Source organism: Arthrobacter sp. DualSoilB13, from assembly GCF_055389195.1.
The window spans coordinates 3,025,188-3,041,440 of sequence record NZ_AP035865.1; the positions used below are offsets into that span (position 1 = coordinate 3,025,188).

Genomic DNA, 16,253 nt, shown 5'->3' on the forward strand with positions numbered 1-16,253 from the left:
CGGACAGTTGTTGAAGCTGTCCGCCGGAACAGCTGCTAAACCTCTTCTACGGAACTGGGCTCTGCACGAGACAGATCGATGCCCAGTTCTTCCGCAGCCGTGAAGACTGCGTCATCAGAGTCACGCATTTCGATCGTGGTTCCGTCCGTGGAAAGAACTTCCACGTTCAGGCACAACGACTGCATTTCCTTGATCAAGACCTTGAAGGACTCGGGAACGCCAGGCTCAGGGATGTTCTCGCCCTTGACGATGGCTTCGTAGACCTTCACACGACCATGGATGTCATCGGACTTGATCGTGAGGAGTTCCTGAAGGGTGTAAGCAGCGCCGTAAGCTTCGAGCGCCCACACTTCCATTTCACCGAAGCGCTGGCCACCGAACTGAGCCTTACCACCCAGCGGCTGCTGCGTGATCATGGAGTACGGGCCGGTGGAGCGCGCGTGGATCTTGTCGTCCACCAAGTGGTGGAGCTTCAGGATGTACATGTAACCGACGGAGATCGGGTCCGGGAACGGCTCGCCGGAGCGGCCGTCGAACAGACGGGTCTTGCCGGAGGAATCGATCAGGCGATCGCCATCGCGGGTCACGTTGGTGGAGTCAAGCAGGCCCGTGATTTCTTCTTCGCGGGCGCCATCGAACACCGGTGTGGCAACGGTGGTCTGGCCGGTTTCACGGGGCAGGTTGGGCAGGTTCTTGACCCACTCCGGCTCGCCTTCGATCTTCCAACCAGTCTTGGCAACCCAACCGAGGTGGGTTTCCAGGACCTGTCCAACGTTCATTCGACCCGGAACACCAAGGGGGTTCAGGACGATGTCCACCGGGGTACCGTCTGCAAGGAAGGGCATGTCCTCGATCGGGAGGATCTTGGAGATAACACCCTTGTTGCCGTGACGGCCGGCGAGCTTGTCGCCGTCGGTGATCTTACGCTTGGCTGCAACGTAGACGCGGACCAGCTGGTTCACGCCCGGGGGCAGTTCGTCGTCGTTGTCGCGGTCGAAGACGCGCACGCCGATGACCGTACCGGACTCGCCGTGGGGCACCTTCAGGGAGGTGTCTCGGACTTCGCGGGACTTCTCACCGAAGATGGCGCGGAGGAGGCGCTCTTCCGGGGTCAGTTCGGTTTCACCCTTAGGGGTGACCTTTCCGACCAGGATGTCGCCGGCTTCAACCTCGGCACCGATGTGGATGATGCCGCGCTCGTCCAGTCCTGCAAGGACTTCCTCGGACACGTTGGGGATATCACGGGTGATTTCCTCGGCACCAAGCTTGGTGTCGCGGGCATCAATTTCGTGCTCCTCGATGTGGATGGAGGAAAGAACATCCTCAGCAACAATGCGCTGGGACAGGATGATGGCGTCCTCGAAGTTGTGGCCCTCCCATGACATGAATGCCACAAGCAGGTTCTTACCGAGGGCAAGCTCACCCTGGTCCGTTGCGGGACCGTCGGCGATGATGCCGCCAACTTCCAGGCGCTGGCCTTCGTTGACCAACACGCGGTGGTTGTAGCAGTTGCCCTGGTTGGAACGGGCGAACTTGTTGATGCGGTAGTTGGTCTCGGTACCGTCATCGTTGATCATCACAACGAGCTCGGCGGAAACCTCGGTAACCACACCTGCCTTCTTCGCGATGACAACGTCACCGGCGTCGACTGCTGCTGCGCGTTCCATGCCGGTGCCCACGAAAGGAGCCTCGGAACGGACCAGGGGCACGGCCTGACGCTGCATGTTGGCACCCATGAGTGCACGGTTGGCATCGTCATGCTCGAGGAACGGAATCAGGGCGGTTGCCACGGAAACCATTTGGCGCGGGGAAACGTCCATGAACTGAACGTCTGCAGCGGGAACCAGAACGGGCTCGCCTCCACCACCACGGGCACGGACAAGCACGGTCTCTTCCGCGAACTTCTTGTCAGCGTCCAGCGGAGCGTTGGCCTGTGCGATCAGGACCTCTGCTTCGTCGTCAGCCGTGAGGTACTGGACCTCATCGGAAACGACGCCTTCGGAAACCAGACGGTACGGCGTCTCAATGAAGCCGAACGGGTTGATGCGGCCGTAGGAAGCCAGCGAGCCGATCAGACCAATGTTCGGGCCTTCAGGGGTTTCGATGGGGCACATACGTCCGTAGTGGGACGGGTGAACGTCTCGAACTTCCATGCCTGCACGGTCACGGGACAGACCACCCGGGCCAAGTGCCGACAGGCGGCGCTTGTGGGTCAAACCCGAAAGCGGGTTGTTCTGGTCCATGAACTGCGACAGCTGGGAGGTTCCGAAGAACTCCTTGATGGCTGCCACAACGGGACGGATGTTGATCAGTGTCTGCGGCGTGATGGCCTCGACGTCCTGCGTGGTCATGCGTTCGCGAACGACGCGTTCCATGCGGGAGAGGCCGGTGCGGACCTGGTTCTCGATCAGTTCGCCCACGGCGCGGATGCGACGGTTGCCGAAGTGGTCGATGTCGTCGACGTCGACGCGAAGTTCGTGGTCTTCGCCGTCGCGCTTGCCCATGAGGGTCTTCTCGCCGGCGTGAAGCGCGACGAGGAACTTGATCATGGCGACGATGTCTTCAACGTGCAGGACCGAAGCTTCCTTGTCACCAAGGGAACGGTCGATGCCGAGCTTGCGGTTGATCTTGTAACGGCCAACCTTGGCAAGATCGTAGCGCTTGGCGTTGAAGTACAGGTTGTCCAGCAGGGACTGGGCAGCCTCAACTGTGGGCGGCTCGCCCGGACGCAGCTTGCGGTAGATGTCCAGAAGCGCATCTTCGCGGGTTTCGGTGGCGTCCTTCTCCAGCGTTGCACGCATGGAGTCGTACTGGCCGAACTCTTCCAGGATCTGGCCTTCGGTCCAGCCGAGGGCCTTCAGGAGAACCGTGACCGACTGCTTGCGCTTACGGTCGAGGCGTACGCCGACCTGGTCGCGCTTGTCGATTTCAAGTTCGAACCATGCACCACGGGACGGGATGATCTTCGCAGTGAAGATGTCCTTGTCACTGGTCTTGTCAGCCGTGCGCTCAAAGTAGGCGCCCGGTGAGCGGACCAACTGGGAGACAACAACACGCTCGGTGCCGTTGACGACGAACGTACCCTTCTCAGTCATGAGGGGGAAGTCGCCCATGAACACGGTCTGCTGCTTGATTTCGCCCGTGTTGTTGTTCATGAACTCGGCCTTGACATACAGCGGTGCCGAGTAAGTGGCGTCACGGTCTTTGCATTCGGCCATGGTGTACTTCGGGTCAGCGAACTCCGGCTCGGAGAAGCTCAAGGACATAGTGCCCTGGAAATCCTCGATGGGGGAGATCTCTTCGAAGATGTCGGCAAGTCCGGAGGTGGTGGCGACGCTGAGGTCGCCCTCCTCGACAGCCTTCGCTACCCGCGCCTGCCAGCGTTCGTTTCCGACCAGCCAGTCAAAGCTGTCTGTCTGCAGGGCGAGAAGATTCGGAACGTCAAGCGGTTCGTGAATCTTTGCGAATGAGAGGCGGCGGGTGGCACCATCGGTGCTTGCCGTGTTAGCGGTTTCGTTATTAGAGGTGCTCGAGGCGACCAAGAGGGATCCTTCCACAGACCTTCAGGCGTTTTCAGATCTCCCCCGTTTGCATCCTGCAGAGTGCTCCGCAGAATACTTGTTCCGGTTCCGCTATATGACCCGGACCCAGTCCGCTTATGACAGTGCACGTTTCGGAACGGCACGTCAATGACGCAGCTGAGAGGTAAAGCCCACCGCTATATGAAGGCTGAAGGTTAACAGGGAAGACGCAAATATCTACGATACGGCAAAGTAGCCTTTCTGTCTACCCCAGATCGTCCGTGATTGCAAGCACGGTTGCTGCGGGCACCAATGCCAGCGAAAATTCGCCGAACCGTGAAGGCCGAACTGTCAGAGGAGAGCAGGCAAGGAATGGGATGATCAACGCAGTTGTTGAAGAAGTGGGCTCGAGCGCACTCCGCGATAGCCTTGCTACACCACTCCCGGATCGGAAGAGAGACCATGACGAACTCCGCTGACGACAATGACGTTGTCATCCTTGCTGCTTCCCGTACCCCACAGGGTCGGCTCAACGGACAATTGGCGGGCTTCACCGCCGTCGACCTCGGCGCTCATGCCATTACCGCCGCTTTGGCGGCCAGCGGGGTCAAAGCCGAACAGGTGGACGCCGTCATCATGGGCCAGGTGCTTCAGGCCGGCACGGGCCAAAATCCGGCCCGGCAAAGCGCCATCGCCGCCGGTGTTGGTTGGAACATCCCTGCCGTCACCATCAACAAGGTCTGCCTCTCCGGGCTCACCGCCGTCATTGATGCCGCGCGCATGATCCGCAGCGGCGATGCCACGGTGGTCGTCGCCGGAGGCCAGGAATCCATGACCCGGGCACCCCACCTCCTGCCTGGCTCGCGGCAGGGCTGGACCTATGGCGCCATTCAGGCCCTGGACGTTGCTGCCCATGACGGCCTCACGGACGCGTTCGACGGGCAGTCCATGGGCCTGTCCACAGAAACCAAGAACGTGACACTCGGCATTGACCGCAAATCCCAGGATGAAGTAGCGGCTGCTTCCCACCAGCGCGCCGCTGCCGCTATCGCGGACGGAATCTTCGACGTCGAAATCGCCCCGGTAAGCGTCAAGCAGCGCAAGGGAGATCCAGTGGTACTCACCACGGATGAAGGCGTTCGACCCAACACTTCCTTGGAAACCTTGGCGCCGCTCAAGGCCGCTTTCGCCACCGACGGCACCATCACGGCCGGCAACTCCTCTCCCCTGTCCGACGGCGCCTCCGCGTTGGTGCTGACCAGCCGCCGCTTCGCCACGGACAACGGGTTGGACTTCCTGGCCGTCGTGGGAAAGCCAGGCCAGGTAGCCGGCCCCGATAATTCGCTGCACTCCCAACCATCCAACGCTATTGCCCAAGCTCTGAAGCGGGCTGGCTGGACGGCGGAGGACCTGGATTTCATCGAAATCAACGAGGCATTCGGCTCGGTGGCCGTCCAGTCACTCAAAGACCTCCGCTACCCACTGGAGAAGTGCAACATCCATGGCGGCGCCATCGCCTTGGGCCACCCCATTGGAGCATCAGGAGCGCGGTTGGCACTGCACGCCGCGCACGAGCTCAAACGCAGGGGAACCGGGAAAGCCGCTGTCTCCCTCTGCGGAGGCGGAGGCCAGGGTGAAGCCCTCCTCTTGTACCGCGACTGATGGCTGAGGGAGTGGCTGCACCCGGGATGGCAGGTGCGGAACGATTCCTGTCCGACGCCGCGGCGCGCGGACTGGACGTCGACGTCGTCGAGCGCCCGGCTGCCCGCAGCCTCGAAGAGGCCGCCGCAATCCTGGGCATAAGCCCCGCAGACATCGTGAAGTCGCTGGTGGTCAAGCACAAGGATGGCAGCTTCTTGTTCGCGCTGATACCCGGGGATCGGCAAATCTCCTGGCCCAAGCTGCGTGCCCTGCTGGGCGTCAATAAGCTCTCGCTCCCCCACGCCGACGTCGCCCTGGCTGCCACCGGCTATGAACGCGGCACCATCACCCCGTTGGGCAGCACCACCCCGTGGCCGGTGTATGCCGACGCCACCATCACCGGGCGTCGGATCTCCATGGGTGCCGGCGCGCACGGCCGGAGTGCGTTTGTGGACGCGGACGCACTCACGGCAGCTCTGGGAGCGGTAGTAGCGGACATCAGCGAACCTAACTAAGTCGCAGTTAAGCGCGTTTAGAACCCTCAAAACGCGCACAACTGCGACCTAATTGGGTGCTGTGGAACGCAGGAAGCCCCGCCCGGCGAACCGGACGGGGCTTCCACAAAGCAAAACGAGTTACTTGAGGGTAACCGTTGCGCCAGCTTCTTCGAGCTGAGCCTTAGCCTTCTCGGCAGCTTCCTTGGTGGCGCCTTCGAGAACAGCCTTCGGTGCGCTGTCAACCAGGTCCTTGGCTTCCTTGAGGCCGAGGGAGGTGATGGCGCGAACTTCCTTGATCACTGCGATCTTCTTGTCGCCAGCAGCTTCGAGAACGACGTCGAATTCGGTCTTCTCTTCAGCAGCTTCAGCAGCACCGCCGGCAGCGGGGCCAGCAACTGCAACAGCAGCAGCCGTAACTTCGAAGGTCTCTTCGAAGAGCTTGACGAACTCGGAGAGCTCGATGATGGTCAGTTCCTTGAAAGCTTCAATGAGCTCTTCGTTGCTGAGCTTCGCCATGGTGGCGTCCTTCCATTAGTTGGTGCAGGCCCGGACAAATCCGTTCCGTGCACCGGAGTTTGATTGAGGGGAGAACTTAGTTCTCTTCGGTTGCAGCTTCGGCAGCTGCCGGTGCTTCTTCAGCAGCCGGAGCTTCCTCGGATGCAGCCTCTTCAGCCGGAGCTTCTTCAGCGGCCGGTGCAGAAGCGCCGCCCTCTTCTTCAAGCTTGAGGCGCAGAGCGTCGATGATGCGTGCAGCAGCGGATGCGGGAGCCTTGAGGACACCAGCAACACGTGCAAGCTGCAGCTCGCGGGACTCGAGGGCTGCCAGTGCGGCAACTCCTGCTGCGTCCAATGCCTTGCCTTCGAAGACGCCGGTCTTGATAACCAGCTGCTTGTTGGCCTTGGCAAAGTCCGTCAGGCTCTTGGCAGCAGCAACAGCGTCACCCTTGATGAAGGCGATTGCAGTAGGGCCGGCAAGCTGATCGTTGAATGCTTCAACTCCAGCTTCCTTGGCTGCAATGGCACTCAGGGTGTTCTTGACGACCGAGAACTTGGTGTCCTGGCCGAGCGCAACACGCAGTTCCTTGAGCTGTGCAACAGTGAGCCCGCGGTATTCGGTCAGGACAGCCGCGTTCGATTCCTTGAAATCGTTGGTGATCTCTGCAACTGCGGAGATCTTGCTAGGCGTTGTCATAACCCTCCTTCCGGGGAATAAAGCCGGTCTTCCGGGTCCCCGCTCACGAGAGCTAAAACTAAAAACGCCCCGCGCAGATGCACGGGGCTTGGCTCAACACGGTTTTGACCCGTGGAGACTTGCTTCGTTCACCTGCGCCGGCCGCCCTATGTTCAGGGTCCTTCGTCAAGGAATTCACTTTCATCTCACGGGCGCAACTACAGAATTGAGCTGTGCTCGTAAGAGTGGATTCCCATCAACCGACGGTCTTTGGTACTTCAAGGTTACGGGAGAGCGTTCGGCAAACCAAATCGGCCCTGCCTAGTCTGACAACGTTGCTCCCGACAGCCTGCCTGGCAGTTCCTTCTGCCACAGTCCCGTGATGCCCGCAGTGGTGAATCCCAGCTGCTTATTCACGGTCAGGAGGTACCTGTTCTCCGGCGCATTCCAAGTGTAGATAACGCGGGCATCCGGGAACTGCTCGCTCAGCCGTTCCATATTGGCAACTTTAATCAACAAGCCGAGCTTATTGCCACGGTGCTCCTGCAGCACCAAGGTGTCGTCTTGGAAAACCACATCCTGGCGGTGGGCAAGGACGCTGATGGTGGTCAGGCCCACCAAGCGTCCGGTCTCGATATGCTCGACGGCGGTCACCACCGTGCGTCGGCCCTGCGCCAAAGCGGCGTCCTCGGTTTCGCGCAGGACCGCTGCATCGAAAACCATCCCGCTCGCCTCAACTTCAGGTGCGTCTTCGTCCCCTTCGTCACGAACCACCTCACCGGCGGCGTTCTCCAGCGCGGCCACGGCTTCCAACCAGGGTTCGGGGCACCGGTCCGTCCAGTGGTGCACGGTGTACCGGCCACCGTTGGCTTCTTCGGCTTCAAGCTGCAGATCCCCCACAAGCTTGGAATCCAGGGGCAGCAGGCAGGAACTGAACTGCTCAATATGCTGAAGGGTGTACCCGGCCCGTTTGGCGAAGTCCACTTCCCTGCTGCTCACAGGGACAAATCCAGCGCCGCTGCCCGGGATCAGCTGGTCCTCAGGTATCTCGGTGAGAGACGTTGCCGGATGATTGGTATCCACCAAGGCCATGATGCGGCCCTCAGCCCGGGCGAGCTGCTCCGCGGCCTCCAGCAATTGACGTCCGACGCCCTGGCCCTGGAACTCGGGAAGGATGTCCAAGGTGAACTCTGCCAGATCAAGGTTGTCCGCCAACGGCAAGGCGATATCCACGGTTCCCACAATGACGCCATCTACTTTTGCCACCAGGATGACTTGGCGCTCATAGGGGTCGGACAACTCCAGCAGCTTTTCCATGGGCGTGTAGGCGAGGTCGTCGCTCCCCCAGGTTTCCATGCGTACCCGGCGCCCTACTTCTACGGCATCCAGGAAATCAGCGGCGTCGGGGCTGTCCAGGGTGTCGGGCACCCACAGTTGCTCGACGTGAACCGTCTTCGCCTCTTCTACAGTCATTCCAGCCGTTTCTGCCATTCGCCGTCATAGCCGGAAGGCTTGAACCCCAAGGCGATATTTATGGCCAGCATATGCCGGTTTTCATTGGCGTTCCACGTCATCACAGACGTGGCGGCCGGCCATAGCTCCTGAACACGGCGAAGGTTGGCGATCTTGACCAACATGCCAAGGCTATGTCCGCGGTGTCCAGGAGCAACCAAGGTATCCTCCTGGTAGACCATGCCCGGGGTAGCATCGCGGTGGGTGAGGGTGGTGTACGCCGCTAAGTCCCCTGTGGCGTCGTGGCGTGCAACTGAAACCGTGGAAGCGATACCGCCTGCCAGCCACGTGGATTCCTCGAGGCGGACGCGGTCGGCATCCCATTCCTCGCCCTCCCAACCCAGTCCTGCGATGGGCACCTCGGTGCTCATGAGGCTTTTCAGCTTGGCAAATACGTCTACGAGTTCATCAGGGCAACGGTCCTGCCATCCGATTAAGCTGTAGCCGGCTGCCCTCTGCGTTGCCTGCGCTTCAAGGTCCTGCAGCAGCCTTTCCCCTACCGGGAGGGCCAGAGTGCTGTTGGTTTCAACCTGCTCCAGGGAATACCCGTGGTGAACGGCAAAACGCGTTGAGACGGTGTCCAGCGGGACGCCACCCGTGCCGGACTTCGCCTCCAGCAACTCACCACCAGGGATTAGCAGCCCAAGAGGTTCCGCGCAAAACCCGTCAAAGGAGGTGCGGCCCCTCTCGCGGGCAACCCGTTCCAGCACCAGGAGGATTTCCGACCCGATGCCGCGTCGACGACAGCCGGCGTCCACCAGGACGTCCACACCCGCCGTCGTCGTGTTCTCGCTTAAGGGCAACGTCAGTGTGCCCCTGCCAACCACAGTTCCGTCGAGGCGAGCCAGGAATACGTGGCGCTCTTCGTATTCATTGCCCCGCCAGAAGAGGACTGCCTCGGCCAGGGTGGAGCACCGGTCGAGGTTGCCCCAAAGATCCATATGGTGGGCAACGTCCAGATCATGGAAGGCACGGAAGTCGGGCGCCCCGCTCGCGTCGGTGCTTGACGGGACCGGAATCCGTTCAACGGACAACCCGGCAAGGGCGTGAAAGTTCGACGACGACACGAACCACAGCCTACGGCGCACCACCGGCGGTGAACAGGTAGCAAGACAAGAAAAAGGACCGCCCGGCAATGCCGGACGGTCCTTTTATCAGAGCAAGTGCTCGCGAAGCTTACGCGTCGACGAGGACCTTGGTGACGTTCGGGTCAACGGTGATGCCCGGACCGAAAGTGGTGGCAACGGTAGCCTTCTGGATGTAGCGGCCCTTGGAAGCGGACGGCTTCAGACGAAGCACCTCTTCCAGTGCAGCTGCGTAGTTCTCAGCCAGCTTGTTGACGTCGAAAGACACCTTGCCAATGATGAAGTGCAGGTTGGAGTGCTTGTCGACGCGGAAGTCGATCTTGCCACCCTTGATGTCGTTGACAGCCTTGGTGACATCCGGGGTAACCGTACCGGTCTTCGGGTTCGGCATCAGGTTACGCGGACCGAGGACCTTACCCAGGCGGCCAACCTTGCCCATGAGGTCAGGGGTAGCCACTGCGGCATCGAAGTCGGTCCAGCCGGCTGCGATCTTTTCGATCAGGTCGTCGGAACCAACGAAGTCGGCGCCGGCAGCGATTGCTGCTTCAGCCTTGTCGCCGGTCGCGAAAACGAGGACGCGAGCGGTCTTACCGGTGCCGTGGGGCAGGTTGACGGTGCCACGAACCATCTGGTCAGCCTTACGCGGGTCAACGCCCAGGCGGAAAGCGACCTCAACGGTTGCGTCGAACTTGGAAGGGTTGGTGTCCTTCGCGAGGGTGATGGCCTCGACCGGGGCGTAGACCTTGTCTGCCTCGATCTTGGCTACGGCTGCCTCATATGCTTTGCTGCGCTTTGCCATGCTGCTATTTCTCCTTGTGCAGTTGTGGTCTGCGGACCGCGCTGGGCCCTGCCACAAGCCGCGGATCCGGCAAGGATCCTGCGACATTTCAATGTTTCAGATGCCGGTTTCCCGGCGGGTGAAGGCCACAAGGGCCTTCGAAGGTTACTAGCCTTCTACGGTGATGCCCATGGAGCGGGCGGTGCCGGCGATGATCAGGGCGGCAGCCTTGATGTCGTTGGCGTTGAGGTCTTCCATCTTGGTGGAAGCAATTTCCTCAACCTGTGCCTGGGTCAGCTTGGCAACCTTGACGGTGTGCGGGGTAGCCGAACCCTTGGCAACGCCTGCAGCCTTCTTGATGAGCTCTGCAGCCGGCGGGGTCTTAGTGATGAAGGTGAAGGAACGGTCCTCGTAGACCGTGATTTCAACCGGGATAACGTTTCCGCGCTGGGATTCCGTTGCAGCGTTGTACGCCTTGCAGAATTCCATGATGTTGACACCGTGCTGGCCAAGCGCAGGACCGATCGGCGGAGCCGGGTTAGCGGCACCTGCCTGGATCTGCAGCTTGATGAGGCCGGTGACCTTCTTCTTGGGAGCCAATGTAGGGTCCTTCTCTCAATAGCTTCCTGGGACACAGGAGCGCGTCCCAGGTTGGTGGCCGCCATGGCGAGGCGGCCGGCCGCTCCCGAACTGCTAAGCAGGCAGGGCTGGAGCGAAATTTTGGATTCAGCTAGATCTTGGTGACCTGGTTGAACGCGAGCGTAACCGGGGTTTCGCGCTCGAAGATCGAGACCAGAACCACCAGGGTCTGGGACTCGGGCTTGATCTCGGAGATCGTAGCCGGGAGGGTCTCGAACGGACCTTCCTTGACGATGACCGACTCGCCGACCTCGAAGTCGACAGCCACGGGAGCCTGGTTCTGCTTGTTGACGGGCTTGCCCTGCTCTGCCTGCTCTTCTTCGAAGACGGGGGCGAGCATGGAGAAGACCTCATCGAGCCGCAGCGGGACAGGGTTGTGGGCGTTACCCACGAAGCCGGTGACACCCGGAGTGTGACGAACGGCGCCCCAGGAAGCGTCAGTCAGGTCCATACGAACCAGAACGTAGCCGGGAATGCGCACGCGGTTGATGACCTTGCGCTGCGCGTTCTTGATCTCGACAACCTCTTCCATGGGGACCTGGATCTCGAAGATGTAATCTTCCATGTCCAAGGTCTGGATGCGGGTCTCAAGGTTTGCCTTCACGCGGTTCTCGTAACCGGCGTAGGAGTGGATGACGTACCAGTCACCTTCCTGGCGGCGCAGCTTGGCCTTGAACTCTTCGGCCGGATCAGCCGGCGCTGCTGCAGCAGCAACTGCCAGGTCGTCGCCGTCGGACTCTTTCGAAGCGTCGTCTTCATCGGCAACATCACCGGACGCGTCGTCAGACTCGGCGTCTACGTCAGCTTCGAAATCCTCTACGGAATCGTCGGCGTCGGCAGATTCGGGCGCAGCAGAATCGACCTCGGACTCTTCCACGACAATTGCCGTGGCGTCGGCTGAGTCCTCGGCGGATTCGCCCAGCTCAGTCTCGTTTACCTCGAGCTCCTGCTCAGACACTTGGTCTCCTGCTTCCTCATTGCCTAACATGCCTATTTAAATGGCTCAATTCCGCAAACCCCGCAAAACCCTTGAATCACTAAGGAATTTCGCACAGTTTGCGGACAGATCCGTCTAGCGGTCCGTAGCGCCTGACCCACCGAAGACCCAGCTGACTCCCGTGCCGAAAGCCAGGTCCAGCAGGGTAACGATGAGCATCATGATGGCCACGAACACCAGCACCACGAGCGTGTAGTTGATCAGTTCCTTGCGGGTTGGAGCAACGACCTTCTTCAGTTCACCAATAACCTGGCGGACGAAGAGTGCAATTCGGGCGAAGAAGCCGCGGTCGGCTTTCTTGGCGGGACGGCCCTTCGAGCTGCTGGCAGCTGTTTCGGTCACCTGGTCCTCACTCACCTTGCAAAGTCGTTGACCCGACTCTGATCAGAGCCATGGTTGCTGCGCGTGCCCCGGCGTTTCCGCCGGAACAGCTTGCGCAGGGCAGACAGGACTCGAACCTGCAACCTGCGGTTTTGGAGACCGCTGCGCTACCAATTGCGCCACTACCCTATGGATCGAATCCATGTTTCAGGCCGCACTTCAGCCTGTGGTGCTTTTCAACACCGGTGAACCAGTCTACGCAAGAATTTCGCGATAGTCGAACCGGACTGATTCCGGACCTCCCAGCCCTAAAAGCCTGTGACCAGCATTATCAGTCACAAAGTTCTGCAGGCACCCGGGAGCTCCGCAGAACAGCATAAGGTAGTTTACGTCGAATCCCATCATCCAGCCCACGAGCTGCCTGCGAAGAACGGTACATAGATGTCTGCCGGAACAACTACCGCCCGCATTTCACAGCGAATCTCCGCCATTGCAGAGTCCGCCACCCTTGCCGTTGACGCCAAGGCCAAGGCACTGAAGGCCGCGGGACGTCCCGTGATCGGTTTCGGTGCCGGCGAACCCGATTTTCCTACCCCTGACTACATCGTTCAGGCCGCGATTGAGGCAGCCAGCCAGCCGAAGTACCACCGCTACTCCCCCGCGGGCGGTCTCCCCGAGCTGAAGAAGGCCATCGCAGAGAAAACCCTGCGGGACTCCGGCTACACGGTTGACCCGTCCCAGGTCCTGGTGACCAATGGCGGCAAGCAGGCCGTTTACAACACGTTCGCAACCTTGGTTGATCCGGGCGACGAAGTCATCATCCCTACCCCCTTCTGGACCACGTACCCGGAGGCCATCCGCCTTGCTGGCGGCGTGCCGGTTGAGGTCTTCGCCGGTCCCGAACAGGGCTACCTGGTAACTGTCGAGCAGCTTGAGGCTGCGGTGACGGACAAGACCAAGATCCTGTTGTTCGTTTCCCCCTCCAACCCCACCGGCGCCGTGTACAGCCCGGAACAGGTTGCCGAGATCGGCAAGTGGGCAGCGTCCAAGGGCCTTTGGGTTGTTACCGACGAAATCTACGAGCACCTGACCTACGACGGCGTGGAGTTCACCTCCATCGCCACTGCCGCGCCGGAACTGGGCGACAAAGTGGTCATCCTCAACGGTGTGGCCAAGACCTACGCCATGACCGGTTGGCGCGTGGGATGGATGATCGGCCCTGCCGATGTCATCAAGGCGGCCACCAACCTTCAGTCGCACGCGACGTCCAACGTCTCCAACATCATGCAGATTGCCGCTGCCGCTGCGCTCACGGGCCCGCTGACCGCCGTCGACGAGATGAAGGTGGCCTTCGACCGCCGCCGCAAGGCGATCGTGGCCGGCCTGAACGCGATCGAAGGCGTTGAATGCCCGACGCCGACCGGCGCCTTCTACGTCTACGCGGACGTCCGCGGCCTTCTGGGTAAGGAATTCGAGACCTCCAACGGTCCCGTCCGTCCGGAGACTTCCGCTGAACTCGCGACGCTCATCCTCGACGAGGTTGAGGTTGCCGTGGTTCCGGGCGAGGCATTCGGTCCCTCCGGCTACGTACGGTTGTCCTACGCACTCGGCGATGAGGATCTGGCAGAAGGTGTCCGTCGCATCCAGGAGTTCCTGGGCAAGGCCAAGTAGGAATCAGCCAACGAAAACGCTCTTCCGCCGTGACAGGTGGAAGAGCGTTTTCGTTTAAGGCGCGGGATGTGAGAGAGCGTCCGGTTTAGGCCCGAGAGATGTGATAGAGCGCTAGAGGAGGCGGCGTTCGGCTGCCCATTTGGTGAGTTCGTGGCGGCTGGAAAGCTGGAGTTTGCGCAGCACGGCCGAGACGTGGGTTTCCACCGTTTTGATGGAGATGAACAGCTCCTTGGCTACCTCCTTGTAGCTGTACCCGCGGGCGATGAGCCGCATGACTTCCAGTTCGCGGGCGGATAGCTTGTCCAGCTCATCGTCAGCGATGTCAGCAGGTGCGGTTCCAAAGGCGTCCAACACGAAGCCCGCCAGCCGTGGAGAGAAGACAGCGTCACCATCGGCCACACGGATGACGGCGTCCGAAATTTCCTTCCCGGAAATAGTTTTTGTGACGTACCCCCGGGCTCCTGCCCTGATGACCGACACCACGTCCTCAGCGGCGTCAGACACGCTCAGGGCCAGGAAGCTGGTGGTGGCGAGCAACGACATGGAGCCCGCAATGACTTCACGTCCGCCACCACCCAGACCGCCGGGAAGGTGCACATCCAACAGCACTACTTCGGGGCGGATCTCGGCTATGACAGCGATGGCCTGTTCCACGGTTCCGGCTTCGCCCACAACGTCGATGCGTTCGTCGAGGTCGGCCTTCAATCCGGAGCGGAATATGGTGTGATCGTCCACGATGACCACGCGTACCCTGCGTCCAACGCCGTTTTCAGAGCTGTTGTTCATTGCTTGGCTTCTCCATTCCGCTGTTCACCGTTTCGCGCATCAGCATTCCGTTGCTCGCCGGTGTCCGGATTTGCTGACGGGAGGGACAAACGAACTTCCGTTCCATCACTGCTGCTGTTGATGACCGCTGTACCGCCGTGCCGCTTCATCCGGCCAATGATCGATTCCTTGACGCCCAGCCTGTCGTCCGGAACAGCGTCGAGGTCAAAGCCCGGGCCGCGGTCCTTGATGAAAATCTCGGTACTGCCGGTATTGCTCTCCAAGTACACGGATACTGTTCCGCCGCCGTGCCTTGCGGCATTGAGCATGGCTTCCCTTGCGGCCTGGACCAGGGCTTCATGCCGGTCCGTCATCTCGGTATCTCCCACTGTCACCACCTCAACCGCGTAGCCGTGGGAGTCTTCCACTTCCGCGGCCACGAACTTGATCCGGTCAGCGAGGAGGCCAGACTCCTTGGCGGGGTCGCTGAACAGCCAGGACCGGAGCTCGCGTTCCTGGGCCCTTGCAAGCCGCACCACGTCCTGCTCGGAACCTGCACGCCGCTGGATGAGCGCCAAGGTTTGAAGTACGGAGTCGTGCAGGTGGGCAGCGATCTCTGCGCGCTCGGTTTCGCGGACGCGGCCGGCGCGTTCGGCCTCGAGGTCCTTCCAGAACTTCAGGCCCCACGGCAGCAGTACCAAGGCAACTCCGCCGAGGACAGCGACGGAAGCCAGTAGTGCCAGCCAAGTCTGCTCCCAGGATCCAGACCCGGAAACCATCACCAGGACGCCGGCCACCACCAAGGCCAACCCCGCTGCCAGGCGGGTCCATCCACCTGCTTGATCGGCCTTCGTCTTGTCCACCAACCCGGCTCGCCGGGTCTCATCCAGTTGCATCCAGGCGATGGCAGCACCACCCAGGATGGCGGCTGCCGGAATGAGCGTGCCCAAAGGGACATCAACGCCCAACTGGCGTGCAATCAAGATCGCGGCCACCAGGAGCAGTGCCGCTCCGAGCAGGATTTCCTTGCCGTAGTGGATCTTGCGGAACGAGAACAACGTCGCCAGCGTGCTTTCGTTGCTGCCACCTGCAGTGCCCGAACGGGGCGGGCCCGCAAGCTGACCGGATGGAGCGTCCGCGCCGATCAATGAATCAGTAGCCGGCAAAGGACCGCTGCCGGGCAAAGACACACCGGGCAAAGGGGTGCCGGGCATGGTCCCGGCAGTAGGGCTATAAGCCGTACCAGGAACAGGAGGGCCGGCCTGGACGGAACCGGATACCGGTGGTGCGGCGACCCCCGCCGGCGACGCGCCGGCGTCGTACGTTTTTGGTGCCACGGAAGGGGCGGGGGCGGAGACGGACGGAGGCGCCAGGCTCACCGCAGGAGCAATGGGCGACGCCGGACGGCGGGCGTTGCGCTTGGCGTTTTCATCCGCGGTGGGAACCATGGTCCACAACCATGCGTAGAAGGCCACGCCTGCTCCACCGGCGAAACAGGCAAGGATCATGCCAAGCCGGACCAAGTTGACGGGCCAGCCCAAATGGTCGGCGAGTCCGCTGCAGACGCCCGCGATCATGCGGTCGCTGCTGCGGACCAGCGTGGGGCGTTGTACAGCGGTTGTCATATACCAATCCAAACACGGATCAGAGTGCCC

14 protein-coding genes and 1 tRNA gene are annotated in these 16,253 nt (G+C 61.1%); 3 read left to right on the forward strand and 12 right to left on the reverse strand.

Annotated features, from left to right (window positions below):
- Positions 1-35: 35 nt before the first annotated feature.
- Positions 36-3,542: a DNA-directed RNA polymerase subunit beta gene (rpoB, locus tag ACZ5J0_RS13940; protein ID WP_142938366.1), complete on the reverse strand. Its 3,507-nt coding sequence runs from the start codon at positions 3,540-3,542 to the stop codon at positions 36-38.
- 441 nt (positions 3,543-3,983) lie between these two features.
- Between rpoB and ACZ5J0_RS13945 the strand changes: the two genes are divergently transcribed.
- Both ACZ5J0_RS13945 and ACZ5J0_RS13950 read left to right on the forward strand, forming a co-directional pair.
- Positions 3,984-5,183 carry an acetyl-CoA C-acetyltransferase gene (locus ACZ5J0_RS13945; protein WP_142938365.1) on the forward strand — a complete coding sequence of 400 codons (1,200 nt, stop codon included), beginning with the start codon at positions 3,984-3,986 and terminating at the stop codon, positions 5,181-5,183.
- Entirely contained in the window at positions 5,183-5,677 is a 495-nt protein-coding gene (locus tag ACZ5J0_RS13950; RefSeq protein ID WP_142938364.1) for an aminoacyl-tRNA deacylase, read from the forward strand. The genes ACZ5J0_RS13945 and ACZ5J0_RS13950 overlap by 1 nt, the downstream gene beginning before the upstream one ends.
- Positions 5,678-5,797: 120 nt before the next feature.
- Here the strand turns inward: ACZ5J0_RS13950 and rplL are convergent, their stop codons facing one another.
- The 9 genes from rplL to ACZ5J0_RS13995 form a co-directional block, all read right to left on the reverse strand.
- Entirely contained in the window at positions 5,798-6,175 is a 378-nt protein-coding gene (rplL, locus tag ACZ5J0_RS13955) for a 50S ribosomal protein L7/L12 (RefSeq protein ID WP_011775604.1), read from the reverse strand.
- Positions 6,176-6,251: 76 nt separating this feature from the next.
- Positions 6,252-6,851, reverse strand: a complete 600-nt coding sequence (rplJ, locus tag ACZ5J0_RS13960) for a 50S ribosomal protein L10 (protein ID WP_142938363.1) — start codon at positions 6,849-6,851, stop codon at positions 6,252-6,254.
- 300 nt (positions 6,852-7,151) lie between these two features.
- Positions 7,152-8,321 carry a GNAT family N-acetyltransferase gene (locus tag ACZ5J0_RS13965; RefSeq protein ID WP_142938362.1) on the reverse strand — a complete coding sequence of 390 codons (1,170 nt, stop codon included), beginning with the start codon at positions 8,319-8,321 and terminating at the stop codon, positions 7,152-7,154.
- Complete coding sequence (locus ACZ5J0_RS13970; RefSeq protein ID WP_166839907.1) at positions 8,300-9,409, reverse strand: GNAT family N-acetyltransferase; 1,110 nt, start codon at positions 9,407-9,409, stop codon at positions 8,300-8,302. Before ACZ5J0_RS13970 ends, ACZ5J0_RS13965 begins: the two co-directional genes overlap by 22 nt.
- Positions 9,410-9,518: 109 nt before the next feature.
- Complete coding sequence (rplA, locus tag ACZ5J0_RS13975) at positions 9,519-10,226, reverse strand: 50S ribosomal protein L1 (RefSeq protein ID WP_142938360.1); 708 nt, start codon at positions 10,224-10,226, stop codon at positions 9,519-9,521.
- Between the two features lie 147 nt (positions 10,227-10,373).
- A complete protein-coding gene (rplK, locus tag ACZ5J0_RS13980; protein ID WP_011775609.1) occupies positions 10,374-10,805 on the reverse strand; it encodes a 50S ribosomal protein L11 in 432 nt (143 codons plus the stop codon).
- A 130-nt stretch (positions 10,806-10,935) separates the two neighbouring features.
- Complete coding sequence (gene nusG, locus ACZ5J0_RS13985; RefSeq protein WP_464093313.1) at positions 10,936-11,802, reverse strand: transcription termination/antitermination protein NusG; 867 nt, start codon at positions 11,800-11,802, stop codon at positions 10,936-10,938.
- A gap of 114 nt (positions 11,803-11,916) precedes the next feature.
- Complete coding sequence (gene secE / locus ACZ5J0_RS13990; RefSeq protein WP_024817604.1) at positions 11,917-12,198, reverse strand: preprotein translocase subunit SecE; 282 nt, start codon at positions 12,196-12,198, stop codon at positions 11,917-11,919.
- An 80-nt stretch (positions 12,199-12,278) separates the two neighbouring features.
- Positions 12,279-12,351, reverse strand: a tRNA-Trp gene (locus ACZ5J0_RS13995).
- Positions 12,352-12,603: 252 nt separating this feature from the next.
- On the opposite strand from ACZ5J0_RS13995, the gene ACZ5J0_RS14000 reads away from it, so the two are divergent.
- On the forward strand, positions 12,604-13,833 hold the full coding sequence (locus tag ACZ5J0_RS14000; RefSeq protein WP_142938358.1) for a pyridoxal phosphate-dependent aminotransferase: 1,230 nt from the start codon (positions 12,604-12,606) through the stop codon (positions 13,831-13,833).
- A gap of 111 nt (positions 13,834-13,944) precedes the next feature.
- On the opposite strand, the gene ACZ5J0_RS14005 is transcribed toward ACZ5J0_RS14000, so the two are convergent.
- Both ACZ5J0_RS14005 and ACZ5J0_RS14010 read right to left on the reverse strand, forming a co-directional pair.
- Positions 13,945-14,619 (reverse strand): LuxR C-terminal-related transcriptional regulator, encoded by a 675-nt coding sequence (locus ACZ5J0_RS14005; RefSeq protein WP_142938357.1) that lies wholly within the window; start codon positions 14,617-14,619, stop codon positions 13,945-13,947.
- Complete coding sequence (locus tag ACZ5J0_RS14010) at positions 14,616-16,223, reverse strand: ATP-binding protein (RefSeq protein ID WP_464093314.1); 1,608 nt, start codon at positions 16,221-16,223, stop codon at positions 14,616-14,618. Before ACZ5J0_RS14010 ends, ACZ5J0_RS14005 begins: the two co-directional genes overlap by 4 nt.
- Positions 16,224-16,253: the final 30 nt, after the last annotated feature.